The organism is Halobacillus sp. (assembly GCF_049282395.1).
Classification (GTDB): Bacteria; Bacillota; Bacilli; order Bacillales; family Halobacillaceae; genus Halobacillus.
This window is the reverse complement of the sequence record NZ_JBAPTY010000392.1, coordinates 18,019-36,647: the sequence shown is the minus strand read 5'-3', so window position 1 is coordinate 36,647 and position 18,629 is coordinate 18,019. Positions and strand designations below refer to the sequence as shown.

At 40.0% G+C, this 18,629-nt stretch carries 16 protein-coding genes and 1 pseudogene; 13 read left to right on the top strand and 4 right to left on the bottom strand.

Annotated features, from left to right (window positions below; all coding sequences use genetic code 11):
• From WAM07_RS16515 to spo0A, 11 genes and pseudogenes are all read left to right on the top strand, one after another.
• Positions 1-226: pseudogene (locus WAM07_RS16515) on the top strand (bifunctional methylenetetrahydrofolate dehydrogenase/methenyltetrahydrofolate cyclohydrolase); the annotation flags it as partial.
• Positions 227-238: 12 nt separating this feature from the next.
• The gene (gene xseA / locus WAM07_RS16510; RefSeq protein ID WP_422168507.1) at positions 239-1,585 is read left to right on the top strand and encodes an exodeoxyribonuclease VII large subunit; all 1,347 of its coding nucleotides are present in this window, start codon (positions 239-241) and stop codon (positions 1,583-1,585) included.
• Positions 1,582-1,818 carry an exodeoxyribonuclease VII small subunit gene (locus tag WAM07_RS16505; protein ID WP_014643708.1) on the top strand — a complete coding sequence of 79 codons (237 nt, stop codon included), beginning with the start codon at positions 1,582-1,584 and terminating at the stop codon, positions 1,816-1,818. The genes xseA and WAM07_RS16505 overlap by 4 nt, the downstream gene beginning before the upstream one ends.
• Positions 1,815-2,699: a polyprenyl synthetase family protein gene (locus tag WAM07_RS16500; protein WP_422168506.1), complete on the top strand. Its 885-nt coding sequence runs from the start codon at positions 1,815-1,817 to the stop codon at positions 2,697-2,699. Before WAM07_RS16505 ends, WAM07_RS16500 begins: the two co-directional genes overlap by 4 nt.
• 699 nt (positions 2,700-3,398) lie before the next feature.
• A complete protein-coding gene (locus WAM07_RS16495) occupies positions 3,399-3,998 on the top strand; it encodes a hypothetical protein (protein ID WP_422168505.1) in 600 nt (199 codons plus the stop codon).
• 18 nt (positions 3,999-4,016) lie between these two features.
• The gene (gene dxs, locus WAM07_RS16490; protein ID WP_422168504.1) at positions 4,017-5,909 is read left to right on the top strand and encodes a 1-deoxy-D-xylulose-5-phosphate synthase; all 1,893 of its coding nucleotides are present in this window, start codon (positions 4,017-4,019) and stop codon (positions 5,907-5,909) included.
• A 3-nt stretch (positions 5,910-5,912) separates the two neighbouring features.
• Entirely contained in the window at positions 5,913-6,725 is an 813-nt protein-coding gene (locus WAM07_RS16485) for a TlyA family RNA methyltransferase (protein ID WP_422168503.1), read from the top strand.
• 64 nt (positions 6,726-6,789) lie between these two features.
• Positions 6,790-7,239, top strand: a complete 450-nt coding sequence (ahrC, locus tag WAM07_RS16480) for a transcriptional regulator AhrC/ArgR (protein ID WP_014643702.1) — start codon at positions 6,790-6,792, stop codon at positions 7,237-7,239.
• 17 nt (positions 7,240-7,256) lie between these two features.
• Complete coding sequence (gene recN, locus WAM07_RS16475; protein WP_422168502.1) at positions 7,257-8,984, top strand: DNA repair protein RecN; 1,728 nt, start codon at positions 7,257-7,259, stop codon at positions 8,982-8,984.
• A 232-nt stretch (positions 8,985-9,216) separates the two neighbouring features.
• Complete coding sequence (gene spoIVB, locus WAM07_RS16470) at positions 9,217-10,461, top strand: SpoIVB peptidase (RefSeq protein WP_422168501.1); 1,245 nt, start codon at positions 9,217-9,219, stop codon at positions 10,459-10,461.
• Between the two features lie 219 nt (positions 10,462-10,680).
• On the top strand, positions 10,681-11,460 hold the full coding sequence (spo0A, locus tag WAM07_RS16465) for a sporulation transcription factor Spo0A (protein ID WP_422168500.1): 780 nt from the start codon (positions 10,681-10,683) through the stop codon (positions 11,458-11,460).
• A 156-nt stretch (positions 11,461-11,616) separates the two neighbouring features.
• On the opposite strand, the gene WAM07_RS16460 is transcribed toward spo0A, so the two are convergent.
• Complete coding sequence (locus tag WAM07_RS16460; protein WP_422168499.1) at positions 11,617-11,892, bottom strand: hypothetical protein; 276 nt, start codon at positions 11,890-11,892, stop codon at positions 11,617-11,619.
• Positions 11,893-12,091: 199 nt separating this feature from the next.
• Between WAM07_RS16460 and WAM07_RS16455 the strand changes: the two genes are divergently transcribed.
• Positions 12,092-13,441: an aspartate kinase gene (locus WAM07_RS16455; RefSeq protein ID WP_422168498.1), complete on the top strand. Its 1,350-nt coding sequence runs from the start codon at positions 12,092-12,094 to the stop codon at positions 13,439-13,441.
• 36 nt (positions 13,442-13,477) lie between these two features.
• Here the strand turns inward: WAM07_RS16455 and WAM07_RS16450 are convergent, their stop codons facing one another.
• The 3 genes from WAM07_RS16450 to WAM07_RS16440 are packed head-to-tail and all read right to left on the bottom strand — an operon-like array spanning position 13,478 to position 16,370.
• Positions 13,478-14,203 (bottom strand): PolC-type DNA polymerase III, encoded by a 726-nt coding sequence (locus WAM07_RS16450; protein WP_422168497.1) that lies wholly within the window; start codon positions 14,201-14,203, stop codon positions 13,478-13,480.
• A complete protein-coding gene (locus tag WAM07_RS16445; RefSeq protein WP_422168496.1) occupies positions 14,203-16,110 on the bottom strand; it encodes a DUF294 nucleotidyltransferase-like domain-containing protein in 1,908 nt (635 codons plus the stop codon). Before WAM07_RS16445 ends, WAM07_RS16450 begins: the two co-directional genes overlap by 1 nt.
• Before the next feature lie 14 nt (positions 16,111-16,124).
• Positions 16,125-16,370, bottom strand: coding sequence for a DUF2627 domain-containing protein (locus WAM07_RS16440; protein ID WP_014643695.1), 246 nt, complete (start codon positions 16,368-16,370; stop codon positions 16,125-16,127).
• Positions 16,371-16,506: 136 nt separating this feature from the next.
• Here WAM07_RS16440 and WAM07_RS16435 point away from each other — a divergent pair, with 136 nt between their 5' ends.
• Positions 16,507-18,579, top strand: a complete 2,073-nt coding sequence (locus tag WAM07_RS16435; RefSeq protein WP_422168495.1) for a sigma 54-interacting transcriptional regulator — start codon at positions 16,507-16,509, stop codon at positions 18,577-18,579.
• The last annotated feature ends 50 nt before the right edge of the window (positions 18,580-18,629 follow it).

Here is an 18,629-nt window from a genome sequence, read left to right as displayed (position 1 = left end):
AAAACCAGGTTTGATTTCAGCCGAGGATATTAGCGAAGGTGTAGTCGTGATTGATGTAGGGGTAAACCGTGTAGAGGGGAAATTGACTGGGGATGTTCAGTTTGAATCTGCTAGCCAGAAAGCCTCTTACATTACTCCCGTCCCTAAAGGTGTAGGACCTATGACTATTACTATGCTCCTGCACAACACGATTAAAGCTGCAAAAAGAATCCACAATAATCAGTAAGGGGACTTTTGTGTGAACGACCAATATCTTACGGTTACGGCACTTACTAAATACATTAAGCGTAAACTTTCGGGAGATCCACATTTAAAGACCGTCTGGCTCAGGGGAGAAATCTCAAATTTCAAACACCATAGCCGGGGACATATGTACTTATCTTTAAAAGACAATGCTGCAAGAATTCAAGCTGTTATGTTTGCAGGGAACAATCGTGAACTAAAGTTTAACCCTGAAAATGGAATGAACGTTCTCGTAAAGGGTGAAATTAACGTTTATGAACCTATGGGACAATATCAACTTTATATTAAAGAAATGCAGCCTGATGGAATTGGAGCGCTGTACTTAGCATTTGAGCAATTAAAGGAGAAGCTTGAGCGGGAAGGTCTCTTTGCAATTGAACGCAAAAAAAATATCCCTGCCTATCCAAACCATATTGGGGTTATTACCTCGCCTACAGGCGCAGCTGTTAGAGATATATTATCGACCATTAAACGCAGGTATCCTGTGGTCCCCGTTTCCATCCTGCCAGTCCTCGTTCAAGGGGAGAGAGCCGCCTCATCGATAGCTAATGCCATTCAATACGCTAATCGTAACCTTGATTGCGATGTTTTAATTGTTGGACGTGGAGGGGGATCGATTGAAGATCTATGGGGTTTTAATGAAGAAATAGTCGCGAGAGCTATTGCTAATTCTTCTATTCCTGTTATCTCCGCTGTAGGACATGAAACGGATACCACGATCAGTGATTTTGCAGCGGATCTCAGAGCAGCTACACCTACTGGGGCAGCAGAGCTTGCGGTCCCTTCTATGGTAGAATTGCAGGAACATATCCGTTCATTGAAGCACCGCCTCATGCGTTTCATGGAATCCAGATCAGTGGAAGACAGACAAAAACTGAATCGTTTACAAAAGTCTTATGCTTTTAAATATCCGGAACAGCTACTCCGTCAAAAAGAACAGGACCTGGATCGAATAATGGAAAGACATGCCATGCAGATGAAGCTGATCCACTCACAGCAAACTGAAAAGTGGAAAAATATTCGAAATCGATTAAAGCAGCAGGGGCCAGGTACTCAAATTAACGAAACTAAGGACCGGTTGAATAAAGAGACCAGGCAACTACAGCTTCGTTTTCAAGAAACCCTAAATTCAAAAAAAGATCAGTTTCATAATCATCTTGATAAATTAACATTGCTTAACCCGCTTGAGATTATGAAACGAGGATATGCTATCCCTTTTAAAGAAGACGGAAATGTAGTTAAAGAACTCGGTCATGTAAAAGAAGGATCAAAGTTAGCTTTGAAAGTTCATGATGGCACCATTAATTGTGAAGTGTTGGACGTAGAGGAGGATGAAGAATGACCCAAAAAGAAGATCAGTTGAGTTTTGAGGAAGCAATGAAGCAGCTTGAAGATCTGGTGGAAAAATTGGAAACGGGAGAAGTGCCGCTAGAAAAAGCCATCCAGTATTATCAAGAAGGAATGAAGCTTTCTAAAATCTGCAGTGAAAAATTAGGAAATGTAGAAAAACAGATGCAGCAGATCCTGAACGAACACGGCGAATTTGAATCATTCTCTATTCAGGAAGAAGAATGACTGTGATTTTATCCGATTATCTGTTAGAGAAACGTCAGCTGATCAATGAGCAATTAATACATTATGTAAGGGATTATACCGTACCTGGCCGTCTTCAGGACGCTATGCTTTACTCCATTGAAGCGGGGGGTAAAAGATTACGGCCTATACTATTAATAGCTACAGCGGAGGCGTTTGGTGCAAAAGTCGATAAAACCATGGCGGTAGCCTGTGGACTCGAAATGATCCACACCTATTCTCTGATTCATGACGATCTCCCTGCGATGGACAATGATGATTTCAGGAGAGGTCTGCCAACAAGCCACCGTCGTTTTGATGAGGCAACAGCTATTCTTGCTGGAGATGCACTCCTCACCTTAAGCTCAGAAATTATTGTGAATGATCAAGAGCTTAATGATCGGGAAAGGGTTTTTTTAATACAGGAATTATCCAGAGCGAGCGGTGCATCAGGCATGGTTGAAGGACAAATGCAGGATATGCTGAGCGAAGATAAGCAAATTCCACTTGAAGAGCTTGAAAACATACACAAGAAAAAGACTGGTAAGTTGTTAAATTTTGCTATTATTGCTGGTGCCTTTCTTGGTAATGCTTCGAATGAGAAATTTGATGAAATGAAGAAAATGGGAGAAGCCCTTGGGCTGATTTTCCAAATTCAGGACGATATTTTAGACGTGACTGGAGATGCTGAGAAAATTGGTAAACCTGTAGGAAGTGATGAGGGTAATAGGAAGAGTACTTATCCTCAATTGCTGGGTTTGGATGGAGCACGTGAGCAAATGGAATCGTACGTAGAAATGGCACAGGGGGCACTTCAAAAGGCAGGCGTAAACCATACGATTCTTTCAGAACTTATCCACTATTTAAGCAACCGTGATCATTAAAAACGTTTAGATTGAGCAAGGATTTAGAATATGATATATTAAAGTTAGTGAGGAATGGTGCAGTATTCTAGTCGGCCCTCCGTTCCTGAAGGCGGGCCTAAAAATCCGCCAAAGGGCATATCGATGAAGTTCCTTGTGTTGGCTTGAGGCGCCCAGCCTTGGGTCGATGCTGGGAGTTAAGGTTGCAGGGCGATCCACAAAGGCATGTGGGCGTTGACCCTGCTTCCGCGGAGGCCCATCTCTGTAAGGATCCCTGAGCCAGGGATCCTTATGGAATGGGGTATGAACCTGCAGTATATGGAGTAATATCTATATGCGCAGCGTAGCCTGCCTTGAGTGGTTCTGAGGGGATTAAAGTTAATGAATATCATTTTCTTCGGATGGCCACTGAAGATATGATGTGTAAGCTGTATGAAATCAGAACTGCAAAAGAGGCTAAGGAACGGTTAAAGGCTGTCGGGGAAATCCCCTAGGCTGTTCTATTTAGTACATGTAACAGGAATTATAGTGCGGACTAAGTGGCAATCTAGTCCAGCTTTCGGAAACGGAGCTGAGTTGAGCTTAAAGGGGAACCGCCAGAGTGGTGACACTCGGTGCTTGATTGGGAAAACCTACTAGACCTAAGCCGCAATTTTTACCTGTTACGTGACCATTCCTTTCGCTACATATGAAGTCAATTAAAGGATATAGAGGTTGAGAATGGACAATAAATTTAAAAAATCCTTAAAATTCAGTTTAAGTATTGCCGTTATCACATTCGTGTTAGCGGCTATTTTTTCAGTTATATCATCCTCCGTTTTAAGCGGAGTTATGTGGATTATTGGACTTGTTATCGTTTTCATTATTGTGTTCACAGGTGTTATATTTGATATGTTAGGAATTGCAGCAACAGCTGCTCATGAGAAGCCCTTCCATGCGATGGCTTCAGAAAAAGTATCAGGCGCTAAAGAAGCCATTATTATCGTTAGGAATGCTGACAGATTTGCTAGTTTTTGTAACGATGTTATTGGAGATATTTCTGGTATAGTAAGTGGGACGGCATCAGCAATTGTAGTATTGCAAGTGGCAAACGTATTAGGATACAGCGATGGTTCGACAGTGCAAATTACAATTTCTGTAATTTTAACGAGTGTAGTAGCAGCGCTTACGGTTGGCGGAAAAGCATTAGGTAAATTCTTTGCCATTAATTCCTCAACTAAAATCATCTTCTTTGCCGCACGAGTCATTGCGTGGCTGGAGTCAACTACAAAAATCAGGATTTTATCGAACGCATCGTCAACCAATAAAAAAACAAGATAATTACAAGGGGGTCCATTAATGGATCTGAGTAAAATTGATAATCCTTCACTCCTGAAGGAAATGAATACAAAACAACTAGAAGAACTGGCAGAGGATATGAGACAGTTTTTAATTGGCAATCTTGCTGCTACCGGTGGGCATTTAGGTGCTAATTTGGGTGTAGTAGAGCTTACTCTTGCTCTGCATAAAGTATATACCAGCCCGCAGGATCGTTTGTTGTGGGATGTAGGCCATCAGTCTTATATTCATAAAATCCTTACAGGACGTGGAAACCAATTCAGTACATTACGAAAGTACAGAGGTTTATGTGGTTTTCCAAAAAGAATTGAAAGTGAACATGACATTTGGGAAACAGGGCACAGTTCTACCTCTTTATCCGCTGCTATGGGTATGGCGATCGCGCGTGATTTAAAGAATGAGAACCATTCCATTCTTCCGGTAATCGGAGATGGTGCATTAACAGGAGGTATGGCACTTGAAGCTCTGAACCATATTGGTCATGAGAAAAAGAGTGTAACCGTTATCCTAAATGACAATGAAATGTCCATAGCTAAGAATGTTGGAGCTCTCCATGGAGCTCTTGGACGTATGAGAAGTGCTGGTAAGTATAACCGTGCAAAAGATGATTTAGAATGGCTGCTGAAGAAGATTCCTGCAGTAGGGGGAAGGATTGCTCAAGCAGCTGAGCGCCTAAAAGATAGTATGAAATATTTCGTGGTTCCGGGAATGTTCTTTGAGGAACTTGGCTTTACTTACTACGGGCCAGTAGATGGTCATGATTTCGAAGATTTATTGGAAAACTTAAACTACGCAAAAAAAACTGAGGGTCCAGTTATTGTTCATGTTATGACTCAAAAAGGAAAGGGATACCACCCTGCTGAAAGTGATGTGAAAGATAAATGGCACGGAGTAGGACCTTATAAGATCGAGTCTGGAGAAAAGATTAAACCATCTTCTGCTCCTCCGGCATGGAGTTCTGTAATCAGCGAAACGTTGCGCCGGGAAGCGCGTACCGATGACCGCGTTGTTGCTGTGACCCCTGCTATGATTCTAGGATCTAAACTTGAAAAATTCGGTGAAGAATTTCCTGATCGCTTATATGATGTAGGTATTGCAGAACAGCATGCTACTACGTTATCGGCAGGTTTAGCCACTCAGGGCATGAAACCCTTCCTGGCTATTTATTCAACTTTCCTGCAAAGGGGCTATGATCAAGTTATTCATGATGTTGCCCGACAAAACCTTAATGTGATTTTTGGTATTGATCGTGCTGGACTTGTTGGAGCTGATGGAGAAACTCATCAGGGTGTGTTTGATATATCGTTCCTTCGCTCTGTACCCAATATGGTAATTTCCATGCCTAAAGATGAAAATGAAGCTCAGCACCTTGTGCATACGGCTGTAAAATATGATGATGGTCCTATTGCTATACGTTATCCTCGAGGCAATGCGGAAGGGGTGGATACCGATGAAGAACTCCACACCATTCCGATTGGAAGCTGGGAAATTCTTAAAGATGGAAAAGACGGAGTTATTCTTACGTTTGGAACCACCATTAAAATGGCTTTAGAAGCAAGTAAAAAGCTTGAAGAAGAAGGATTATCCATTTGTGTTGTGAATGCAAGGTTTATGAAACCACTGGATGATTCCATGCTTCATGATCTTATGAAAAAAGAGATCCCTGTCCTAACTATTGAAGAAGCGGTTCTTCAAGGAGGCTTTGGTTCCAGTGTCCTGGAATTTGCAGCGGAAGAAGGATACCGGTCTCAATGGATAAAACGCATGGGAGTTCCGGATCGCTTTATAGAACATGGAAGTGTACCGGAGTTGTGGGAAGAGATTGGCTTAACAGAGGAAAAAATTATTGAAAATTTAAAAGAAATGATTCCAACTAAACAGCAGAGGGCTTAATTAATGGGAAGAAAAATTCGTTTAGATGTTTTATTAGTGGAAAAAGGATATATTGAAACCAGAGAAAAAGCTAAGCGCACAATAATGGCTGGACTGGTTTTTTCTGAACAAGAACGGTTGGATAAACCCGGAGTAAAAGTAGACGAGAACCTTCCTATCACGGTTAAAGGGAAAGCTATTCCTTATGTGAGCAGAGGCGGGCTTAAACTTGAAAAAGCTCTAAAAGAATTTGATATTCAGGTAAAGGATAAAATAATGGTCGACATTGGGTCATCTACGGGTGGTTTCACTGACTGCGGTCTCAAAAACGGGGTCAAGATGAGTTATGCCATAGATGTTGGATATAACCAGCTGGACTGGGGTTTGAGAAATCACCCTCAAGTCGTAGTGATGGAACGGACAAACTTTCGTTATGTAACGCTGGAAGACTTAGCTTATGGACCACCTGAATTCGCGTCTATCGATGTATCGTTTATTTCTCTGCGTATTATCCTTCCTGTACTTGCCAAGCTTTTAACCCGTGGTGGAGATGTAGCCGCACTCATTAAACCCCAATTTGAAGCAGGTCGGGAGCAGGTAGGTAAAAAAGGGATTGTAAGAGATGCGAAGATTCATACGGATGTCATTCATAACATTCTTGGATTCGCTAAACAGCATGGGTTTTCTTCAAAAGGATTAACCTTTTCTCCTATAACAGGAGGAGATGGAAATATAGAATTTTTAGTACACCTTTGTCTGGATGGGGCCAAAATGGAACTAAACCAGACTGAGATGGATGAAGTGGTTAAAAGAGCACATGAAGCGCACAATGGATAAACAGGTTGGAAGGGCTTTTAACTAGCCCTTTTACTTTGTAGGGTTTTTGAAACGGAGGATTACCATGAACAAGGGACAGCGTCACATAAAGATACGAGAGTTGATTACCAATGATGATATTGAAACACAAGATGAACTGGTGGATCGTTTAAAGGGTATGGGATATAACGTAACACAGGCGACAGTTTCTCGAGATATTAAGGAACTCCACCTTGTGAAAGTACCTATGATGGATGGCCGTTATAAATATAGCCTCCCGGCGGATCAACGTTTTAATCCGTTTGAAAAGCTCAAGCGATTAATGATGGATGCTTTTGTGAGTATCGATCGAGCTGGCCACTTTATCATTTTAAAAACCCTCCCTGGTAATGCCAATGCTGTAGGAGCACTTGTAGATAATTTAGAGTGGGAAGAAATAATGGGTACTATTTGCGGGGATGATACTTGTTTAATCATCTGCCGAAGTGAGCACCAAACTGAAACTATAAGTGAACAATTGCTAAATATGCTATAACTGAGGTGGAGCGTTTCATGCTAACTGAATTATCAATTCGTGACTTTGCAATCATCGATCATATTTCAATCACTTTTAAGGAAGGTTTGACAGTATTAACGGGTGAAACGGGAGCTGGTAAGTCGATTATCATTGATGCCATCCAATTGTTATCCGGTGGAAGAGGCTCTGTGGAGTTTGTACGTCATGGAGCAAAAAAAGCCGAAATTGAAGGTTTATTTACCGTGGAACCGGATCATCCTATTCATAGCAAGACGGAACAATTCGGTGTAGATATTAGTGAAGATGGAATGGTTGTTCTTAATCGTGCCATTACTCATCAAGGGAAAAGTATTTGCCGGGTTAACGGTAAATTAGTAACTCTTGGTATACTAAAAGAATTTGGCCGGGCTCTGATTGATATCCATAGTCAACATGAGACGCAATCGCTAATGGATCCAGAAAGACATATTGAACTTCTGGATTTATTTGCATCCTCGGAATTGAAGTCTTCTATGCAGGAGTACCGCCATGTTTATGAGAAATATCGTACGTTGGTGAATCGATATAAAGAACTAAGTGAAAATGAACAAGAAATGGCTCAGCGACTTGACCTTTTAGAGTTTCAGCTTCGTGAACTTCAAGAAGCGGAACTTCAACCGAAAGAAGATGAGGAATTAAGCGAAGAACGAACTAAATTAAATAATTATGAAAAGATTTATCAAGGTATCCATGATGCTTACTATTCTTTGTATGGAGAGCAAAAAGGTCTCGATTGGTTAAGTCACGCGATGACTTCTTTGGAAAGCACAGGTGATTTTGATGACAGTCTGGCTAAAATGTCAGAAGAGCTTTCCAATTCGTATTACTTAATCGAGGAATTGACCTTTCAATTAAGTTCACAAATGGAGAACCTCGAATTTGATCCTGAACGGTTAAATCAAATTGAATCCAGATTGAATGAATTGAATCGATTAAAGAAGAAGTATGGTGCAGACGTCGAGGAGATGCTGGAATATGCATCCAGAATAGAGGAAGAGATAGACGAGATTAAAAATAAAGACTCACGCCTTGCCAATATGGAAAGTCAAATTAATGAACTGGGGCAGGACGCGGTATTAGAAGCGAAGGATCTGCATGATATTCGGAAGCATGTTTCAGAATTGTTAGCTGGTTATATTCATGAGGAGCTAAAGGACTTATATTTGGAAAAAGCTGCTTTCGATGTTGATATTTCTATAAAAGAAGGAAAACAATCTGATCCTGTCCTGGATGGTAAACCAGTCCGTTTGCAATCTAATGGTTTTGATCATGTTAAATTTTTGATTACAACTAATCCAGGTGAACCTCTAAGAGAAATACATAAAGTAGCTTCCGGAGGGGAAATGTCTAGAATTATGCTTGCTCTAAAACGCATATTCTCAAGACATCAAGGAGTAACAAGCGTCATCTTTGATGAAGTAGATACAGGAGTAAGCGGCCGAGTGGCTCAAGCTATAGCTGAAAAAATCTATGGAATATCAGAAGGCTCTCAGGTCCTTTGTATTTCTCATTTACCTCAAGTGGCTGCGATGGCAGATACTCACGTAAGAATTGAAAAACGTGTAGATAATGATCGTACTTACACAGGGGTTTCGGAATTGTCTCATCAGGAAAAAGCTGATGAGTTATCTCGCATGATTACAGGAGCTGAATTGACGGAAACAACTCTCGAGCATGCAAGAGAATTGTTGGAGATGGCACATAAACATAAATTAAATAAATGATATGAACGTATATTGGGGAAATTAAAACGTATGGATCAATCCATACGTTTTTTAAATGGTTACAAGTATAGGATTAGCTTGATGTTTTAATTTATACCATGGAGAATGTTTCATGCCAAGGGAATCGGTACTATATTTACTCAGTTTATACTGGTTTAAAAAGTGGACTTGAAGACCACATTATAAGTAAGCCAAGAAAGTTGGTACTGGAGTAATAAGGAGTGTTGAACCCTTGAATCATAAGTTGACAAGTAAACATATATGTGGTTCTGTTCTCCTGCTGTTGATGCTTATATTACCTTTATTCAGCCCCCTTCAGAAATATCTTGCTATTCCAACAGAAGTAAAAGTAAGTACTTCTGCTGAAATAGAGGCAGCACCGGTTTCAAGTCATCCTAATGAAGCCTGGACAGCATTTTCATCTACAAATGATAGTCAGGTTTTTCATGAATTTGCCGGCGTGCCTTTGAAGAAAACGGACATTAAAAAAATGAAGGATATCCGATTAATCCCTGGTGGACAATCGGTAGGCGTAGAATTACACACAAAAGGAGTCCTGGTTGTAGGACACCATCTTGTAACGGGAGAAGCGGATGAGAAAACATCTCCAGGGGAAGACGCCCGTGTTCAAGTCGGGGATATTTTGTTAAAAGGAAATGGTGAGGAACTCAATAGTATGGAGGATCTATCCTCCCTGGTAAAAGAGGCAGGGAAAGATGGAAAAGCCATAAAATTTACGTTAAAAAGAAATAAAGAGATCATGACAGCGACATTAAATCCTTCGTTTAACAAACAGGAAAAAGAATATCAAATCGGATTATATATCCGTGATTCTGCAGCTGGAATTGGAACTATGACGTTTTACCATCCAGATAGTAAAAAATATGGAGCTTTAGGCCATGTCATTTCAGATATGGATACGAAAAAGCCTATTGAAATTCATGAAGGAACCATTGTACGCTCTCACGTTACTTCTATTGAAAAAGGAAGTCAGGGCGTTCCTGGTGAAAAACGGGCTGAATTTTCCTTAAAGGATGACCGTTTAGGTACGATTACAAAGAACACACCTTTCGGCATCTTTGGAGAATTAGATGGCTCGATGGATAATAAATCCTATCCAAATGGTCTGCCTGTCGGATATGCTGAGCAGGTAGAAGAAGGACCTGCAAAAATCCTTACGGTGTTAGATGGAGACAAAATGCAGACGTTTGATGTAGAAATTGTCAGCAATATGCCTAAGAAAAGCCCTGTAACAAAAGGTATGATTGTAAAAATTACCGACCCTAAACTGTTGGATAAAACGGGGGGAATTGTACAGGGAATGAGTGGAAGTCCTATTATTCAAAATGGAAAAATTATTGGTGCAGTTACTCATGTGTTCGTTAATGATCCTACTAGCGGGTATGGTGTTCATATTGAGTGGATGCTTCAAGAAGCCGGTATCGAAATATATGATAAACAACAAAAAGCAAGTTAAAAAAGGTGCTCCTCGTGAGCCCTTTTTTTATTCGACAAAAAACGACATTAAAACTTCAGATATGTCGAATAATTGCGATTTTATAAGTATTTTCAAGCATTTTGAAGATATCATCCAATTTTGAATATTATTTGTTATAATGAAAAGGGATAGATTTCCTCTATGTCGAATATATGTATTCAAGCAAAAAGAGGGATAATTTTGTAAGGAGGAAGGTAAATGGAAAAAATAAGAGTGTGTTTAGCGGATGATAATAGGGAGTTAGTCAAACTTCTTCAGGAATATTTTGAAGACACAAATGATATTGATGTAATCGATGCCAGCTATAATGGTAAAGATTGTCTGCAAATGGTAGAAGAAAAGAAGCCTGACGTATTAATCCTGGATATTATTATGCCTCACTTAGATGGACTGGCTGTACTTGGAAAGCTGAAAGAATTTGATAAACAGCCAGAAGTCATTATGCTAACGGCTTTTGGTCAGGAAGAAGTAACTAAAAAAGCTGTAGAACTGGGTGCTGCTTATTTTATGATGAAACCTTTTGACCTGGATCACCTTGCGGAACAGGTTAGACAAATCAAGCATGCTGGGGATCCAATTAACCGTGCTCTTGGCAGCAGTTACACCTCAACCAAGTCTAAAAAGCCGGATCTTGATACAAGTATTACTCACATTATTCATGAAGTGGGCGTTCCAGCTCATATCAAAGGCTATCAATATTTAAGGGAAGCCATTTCGATGGTTTATCGTGATCTTGATCTCCTTGGATCCATTACAAAAGTCCTTTATCCCGACATTGCTACTAAATACAATACTACAGCCTCACGAGTCGAGCGTGCCATTCGTCATGCGATCGAAGTTGCGTGGAATCGTGGAAATATCGATGCTATATCTTCATTATTCGGGTACACCATCTCGCATACAAAGGCCAAGCCGACAAACAGTGAATTCATTGCGATGGTTGCTGATCGTCTACGTTTAGAGCATAAGGCTTCGTAACGATAAAACACATAAAATAAAGTCTGAAACTAAATAATGCCTTCTTGAACCTTCTATTATCGGGTGAATTTCGCCCATCCGATAATAGAAGGTTTTTATTTATTTTTAATCCGTTACAATTAGGTAGGTTTTAGCATAGATCGATATTTATTTTATTCAGGACATAAGCTTATGTATATCATGGGCAAGGATAGGATTATCATATACCCCTTGATCTATGGCATTTAGATAGGGGATCAGGGAGAGATGAGCTTTATCATCCAGCAGATGAATCCCGTGTCTTTTTATTAGTCGATAACTAAAGGGCAGCTCTAAATATTGAAGGATTACATACCTATGCCCCGTTTCAACAAATGTACATAATATTTCAATTTCACCATCTTCAGGGTAAAATCTTGATCCACCAAAACCATCCCTTCTATATACCATCAAATTCTGACCTCCTTCTCCAAAAAGTAACAAATATATAAACCTTCACTTATTATACATCATTTTCTATGGGATTTGCTTCCATTTTAAAAATATAAAATGGTAACTTATGTTTTTAAATCATTTCGGTTCATTTTCCCGACTGATTTGTGATACAATTCTTAATTATTAGTAACTTTGTGGATTGATGGGGTGTTTACATATGAAAGTAGTAAAATTTGGTGGTAGTTCTGTATCTAATGCGGAACAAATAAAAAAAATTACTGACATTATAGAAGCAGATAATGAAAGAAGTGTCATTGTGGTCTCTGCTCCAGGTAAAAGATTTTCTGGAGACGAGAAAGTAACTGATCTACTCATTAAACTTGGGGATTCTATACATGGCTCTTCTTTTGACAGAAACGTTTATGATCAAGTGCTAAATCGGTTTCGAAGTAATGTTAACGAACTCGGACTGCGTGAAGAAGTTTTTACGGCGGTCCAATCTAAGATTGATGAAGCCATGAACTTAATCAAAGAGGGTGTGCCTTATGGGATGGACGCTTTGAAATCATGCGGAGAAGATGGCTCAGCGTTAGTAATAAGTGCCTATTTAACGTCGAGGAACCAAAAAGCATCTTATGTCAATCCCAGGGATGCAGGGATAATCGTTCGCAATCAATTAGGAGGCGCTTTAGTCCATGAAGAGAGTTTTGAGAGACTTTATCAATTAAGAGAACGTGATGGAATCTTAGTCATTCCAGGGTTTTTTGGTTTTACTCCCAATGGTCAGCTTGTTACCTTTTCCCGCGGAGGCTCAGATATAACGGGGGCCATTGTAGCTGCCGGGGTAAAGGCTGATCTTTATGAGAATTTTACAGATGTTGACTCTGTTTATTGTGTGAACCCAAACATCGTGGACCAGCCAAAACAGTTGACCTCCCTTACCTATAGGGAAATGCGTGAATTGTCTTATGCTGGGTTCTCTGTATTTCATGATGAAGCTCTTATTCCTGCATTCAGAGAAAAGATACCAGTTTGCATAAAGAATACGAACAATCCTGAAGCTCCAGGTACTATGATCGTAGCTGAACAGCCGGAACGGGAAGGTCATGTAGTTGGGATAGCGAGTGATCATGGCTTCCTGAACATCTATGTAAGTAAATTTCTTATGAATAGAGAGATCGGGTTCGGACGCCGCTTGCTCCAGATATTAGAAGATGAAGAGGTTTCATTTGAGCATGCTCCTTCCGGCATAGACGATATGTCTGTGATCCTCAGGGATTACCAGCTTCCTAAAGAGAAGGAACAAGTGGTGGTTAAGCGGATCAAAGAGGAATTGGATGTTGATATGGTTCTTATTGAGAGAGATATGGCCATGATTATGATAGTTGGGGAAGGTATGAATCAGGCTGTAGGATTAGCCAGTCAGGCTGCCACAGCATTTAAGGATGCCGGGGTTAATATAGAGATGATTAACCAGGGTTCCTCCGAAGTTTCCATGATGTTCGGAGTTAAATCTGAATCGCTTACAGCTGCTGTGCAAGCTCTCTATAAGAATTTTTTTGAATAATTAATAAAACGAAGCTGCTTTTTAAGCAGCTTCGTTTTATTTTTTGTGCAATTGGTTTTGTAATTCTTCGGCTGTATTTATTCCCTCATTCATAGTTAAGCGCATAAGGTGACAGAATAATTCAGAGGTCATAATGGCATCGTTTAAGGCATGATGACGCTCACGCTTTTCGATTCCGAGGTGTTTGAGCAGCGGATCGAGCTGATGTTTGATGTCAGGAAATAACCATTGCGCCATTAAATGGGAATCAAGAACCTGTGGATGATAAGCTGGCAGCTTCCATCTTTTTAACATGGCCTGCAGGAACCTCATATCAAATTTCGCAGGGTGAGCGACCAAAATGGATCCTTCACTAAAATCCAGGAAATTTTGGAAGCCTTCTATAAAAGGACTTGAATTTTTAAGGCGTTCTTTCGTGAGTCCCGTTAACCTCAAAATCTGCTTATTTACAGGTCTGATGGGACGGATTACCTGGTGAAGTTTCTTACGGTAACACGAATCAAGGCCATTAATCCTTACAGCTCCAATAGAAATTATTTCGTGACCGATCTCAGGAAGAAAACCAGTGGTCTCGAGATCGAAAATAGTATAATCTACTTTATTAAGATTTTTTTTCGCAATTTCGAAATCGGGTTCGTACGTTTGCAGCTGATGTTGAAGGTTTTCATAACTCTTCCACTTTAAATAAGGTTTAATTTTATAATAGTAAATGGGTTTTTCAAAAAGAATATATTTTAAAATTTGTAGGTCCACGGGCAGCATTACATCACCCTATTCCGATTGTAACTCAATTCTAGTACCTGCTGAAGTCGTTTCGCAATAATCAATGCTTCCCGCAGAGAGCGACGCTCCTCTTTGTTCATTTGGGTGAGTTTTAGATCATTGGACAAAACTTCTGTATTTTCCAGCTGCTTAAGATTTTCTTTAAGACGAAACAGCATCAAACGGTGCAGAGCTGTTTTAGCATTCTCGACATCTCTAGGGTGGAAGCGTTCATGTTCAGCTAATGCGTTCAGACGGCTCACGGTATTAATGTTTTCAATGCCGTATTTCATGCTATAGATTCGTACAGCATTAACAATTTGCATAATAGCTGACTTTTTCAAATTAAGAGTCCTCTTTTTTCCTACACCTGAGATACGTCCAAACGGCTGGACAGGGACTCGGAATCTAAGTGTGTCTTTCATTAAAAGCTGATGAAGGCTTAATGATTTCTGAACTCTTTTAGTAACATATTTTTTTAATTCGTAAGCCAGTGAATAATCCCCAAATATAGGCCGGAAATCCATGAAAATTGTAAAGTCACGAATTTCTTCTGCATCCATTTTTTCTATCCAAGTGTCTACACTTGTATGCCATTCTGTCATCTGTTTGCGCCATTTTTCTTCTTTTGCCATAATTCCACCATTACAATAAGGGAATCCGCATTCATTTAACATATAATTAATTTTTGTAGTAAAACGCTCAAAATAAGCTTTGATTCTTGGTTGATGCTTCGAATGATTGTAATCAGCTAAAATCATTCCGTTGTCCTGATCAGTGGAAAATGCCTGCTCTTTCCGTCCTTCACTTCCCATGACCAAAAAGCAATAGTTGATAGGAGGGGCGCCAAGGCCTTCCGCAATCATTTCATCTTCAGCAATTTGTACAACCTGTTTATGGATACGATCATTATAGTTGGTCATAAGCTCAGCGATATCATAGGCGAACATATTATCCTCAATAAGGCTGGAGATGAATTTTTGGAATCTTTGGTTATAGGTTGGAGAAAGTTCAATGATTTCCTGGATCGTGGATGCATTCGAAATTCGATAGGTAAGATCAAAATACACCGAGTTCTTGATCGTAAAGAAAGATGATTGACGAAGGATTCCTACAATCTTATCTTTATGAAGAACTGGAATAATTTCAGTTGGGTGATGTTTTAAGTAACTAAGAGCATCATAAATGAACTCCTGTTCATTGATTTCGTATGCTTCCTGAGACATATAGGCCTTCACAGGATTATTGTGGTCGTTTTCGAAATAGGCGCGAAGAATTTCTCCATACCCTATCATCCCTAGCATTGTTTTTTGATCATCACTTACAATTAAAGCTTCTATTTTCTGTTGTTGTAACATTCGCGCTGCCTTTTCAATGGAAGATTCAGGATGTATAAATGTCGGTGGTTCCATATAGGCGTCGGCACGCTTTTTATAGAGATCCCGGTCATCCTGATCATCAGTTGTGGAACTCTTGTATTTCACTTCATCATAGAGACTCTTCATTAAATTGCTGATTCCATCCATGACGACTTTTGAAAATTGTGTATTATTAGACATCACTTTTAAAAAGGATTCTCGCTCAAAACAGATGGTTTTCACAGGTTCCAAAGCCTGTACAGAAAATCTCATTTCACCGCTGGTTAAGAGAATCATGACCCCTATTAAATCCCCAGGATAATAAAAGCGGACAGATAACTGCTTTCCATTGGAACGATGCATAATATTATTCGCGAGACCGGAGGTGAGGAAGTGGATGTCAATTGAATTATCTGATTGATCTTCATGAATAATAAATTCATTCGTACTGTACTCTTTCACTACAGCATTTCCGAATATGTTTTCAAATTCCTCTTCTGCTAACAAGTCAAAAGGGTATTGATTCTTAAATAACTCAAACTCTGTCACAGAGCAAAACTCCTTCATTTCGAACTACGATTTTGGTCAAAGCGTCCTTTGGTGAGGTTTCTTTTCCTGTCACGGTGAAGAATGAATCCACCAATAAAGGCAAGTCCTCCCAGGAAAAAAAGCAAGCCGGCAGCTCCTTGTAAAGCTATGTGAAAAAATATAGGGTGAAATTCACCAAATAATGCATCCCGCATTAATTTTATGCCATAAACCGCAATGATTCCGGGAGTAGCTAATAACAGTAAAGCAATTATGCGCATAATTAGTATCTCCTTTTCTAACAATCATTATCTAGTATACCAAATGCAGAATGATGTGGGAATACAATCCCCCTTGCTAAAAAATGCATAATAGGGTAGGATAAAGATGCGCAAATTATTGCAGGGTGTGATAATAATGAAACGTGTATTGATTGTCGGAGCAGGCAAAGGTGGAACAGCCCTGTTAAAACTGCTGAATGAAACAGATCGAATGAAAATTGTAGCGGTGACAGATATTAACAAGGATGCTGAGGGGCTTGGGTTAGCAGAGGCCATTTATATACCAACAGGTGCTCACTGGCAGGATTTTATACATAAAGATATAGATATAGTAATTGAAGCTACAGGAGATGACGGGGTTTTTGAAGAGATTAGAGCCCGTAGAAATCAGAAAACGGTCGTTATTCCAGGATCCGTAGCTTATATTACGTCAGAGCTTCTCGAAGAAAAAGAAGCACTCGTCCAGGAATTGAAACGCCAGACTGAGAACCAGCATCTTATATTAAACAGCATTCACGATGGTATGATCGTAATTGCACCTGATGCCAAAGTCTCTTTTGTGAACCGCAGTGCGGAACAGATCTTAGGTATGGATAAAAAGTCCATTATTGGCAGGTCCATTCAGGGGGTGATTCCGGCTTCAAGGCTTCCTCAGCTGTTGAAATCAAGGGAAAAAGAAGTGAACCAGAAACTGATCCTTGAAAATGGAAAAAAAGTTATTACGACTAGGATTCCCATGATCGGCGCTGGCGGTAAAGTTATAGGGGCGTATGCTGTTTTTCAGGACATTACAGAAGTAGTAGATCTGGCAGAAGAAATTACCGATTTAAAAGAAGTAAAAACTATGCTTGAAGCTATCATTCAATCTTCTGATGAAGCTATATCGGTTGTGGATGAAAATGGAAGCGGTTTAATGGTTAATCCTGCTTATTCTAGAATTACAGGGTTATCAGAAGATGAAATAGTTGGTAAGCCTGCCACAGTAGACATATATGAAGGGGAAAGTATGCATATGAAGGTCCTTAAAACCCGGCGTCCAGTTCGGGGAGTGAGGATGAAGGTGGGTCCTCACAAAAAGGATGTATTAGTAAATGTAGCCCCGGTCATTGTAGATGGAAAATTAAAAGGCAGTGTCGGAGTTCTACATGATGTGACAGAAATCCAGTCTTTAACCAGCGAACTCAGAAGAGCGCGTCAGATTATTAGGAGTCTTGAAGCAAAGTACACTTTTGATGACATTATCGGTAATTCTTCAGAAATGACGCTTGCATTGGAACAGGCAAAAGTAGGAGCCAGGACTCCGGCTACCGTTTTGCTGCGAGGGGAATCTGGGACTGGTAAAGAACTTTTTGCTCATGCCATTCATAATGAGAGTGAACGGCGCCATAATAAGTTTATCCGTGTAAATTGCGCTTCTATAGCTGAAAGCTTATTAGAGAGTGAACTGTTTGGCTATGAAGATGGAGCCTTTTCTGGTGCTAAGCGCGGGGGAAAGAAAGGGCTGTTTGAAGAGGCCAACTCTGGCAGCATTTTCTTAGATGAAATCGGAGAATTAACCCTGCCAATGCAGGCAAAACTGCTTCGGGTTTTACAAGAGAAAGAAATTCTGAGAGTAGGGGGCACTAAGCCTGTACACATAGATGTACGTGTAATTGCTGCTACGAATATGAATTTGGAAAAAGCGATTATGAATAAATCTTTTCGTGAAGATCTTTATTACCGCTTAAACCGTCTTCCGATTTACATCCCTCCTTTAAGAGAGAGGATAGAAGATTTAAAACTCTTGGCTGAGCACCTGATTCAAAAACTGAATGAAGATTATGGCCGGCATGTTACTTCTATAGATAAGCAGGCTTTCCAGCAATTAACTGCCTACCATTGGCCCGGGAACGTAAGGGAGCTCGAAAATATTATTGGACGTGCCATGATTTATATGGATCATTTAGAAGATGTAATACTCCCTAAACATATCCCGAACCTTACGAAAGAAACTTCAACAGCTTCCGGTTCGAATACATCAGGAAATCAGTGGCTAGGGGAGACACTTCAGCAAGCCGTGGATGAATATGAAAAAAGACTCTTAGCGGACGCTTTCCGGGCCCATGATTTTAATAAGACACAGACCGCTAAAGCCCTTGGCATATCCATTCGAAACTTCTATTATAAATTGGATAAATACAATTTAGATAAACATAGCATGCAAAAATAAGCATAAAACGCAAGATTTTGCACGGTTATGAGTTTCGGAACAGGCAGATG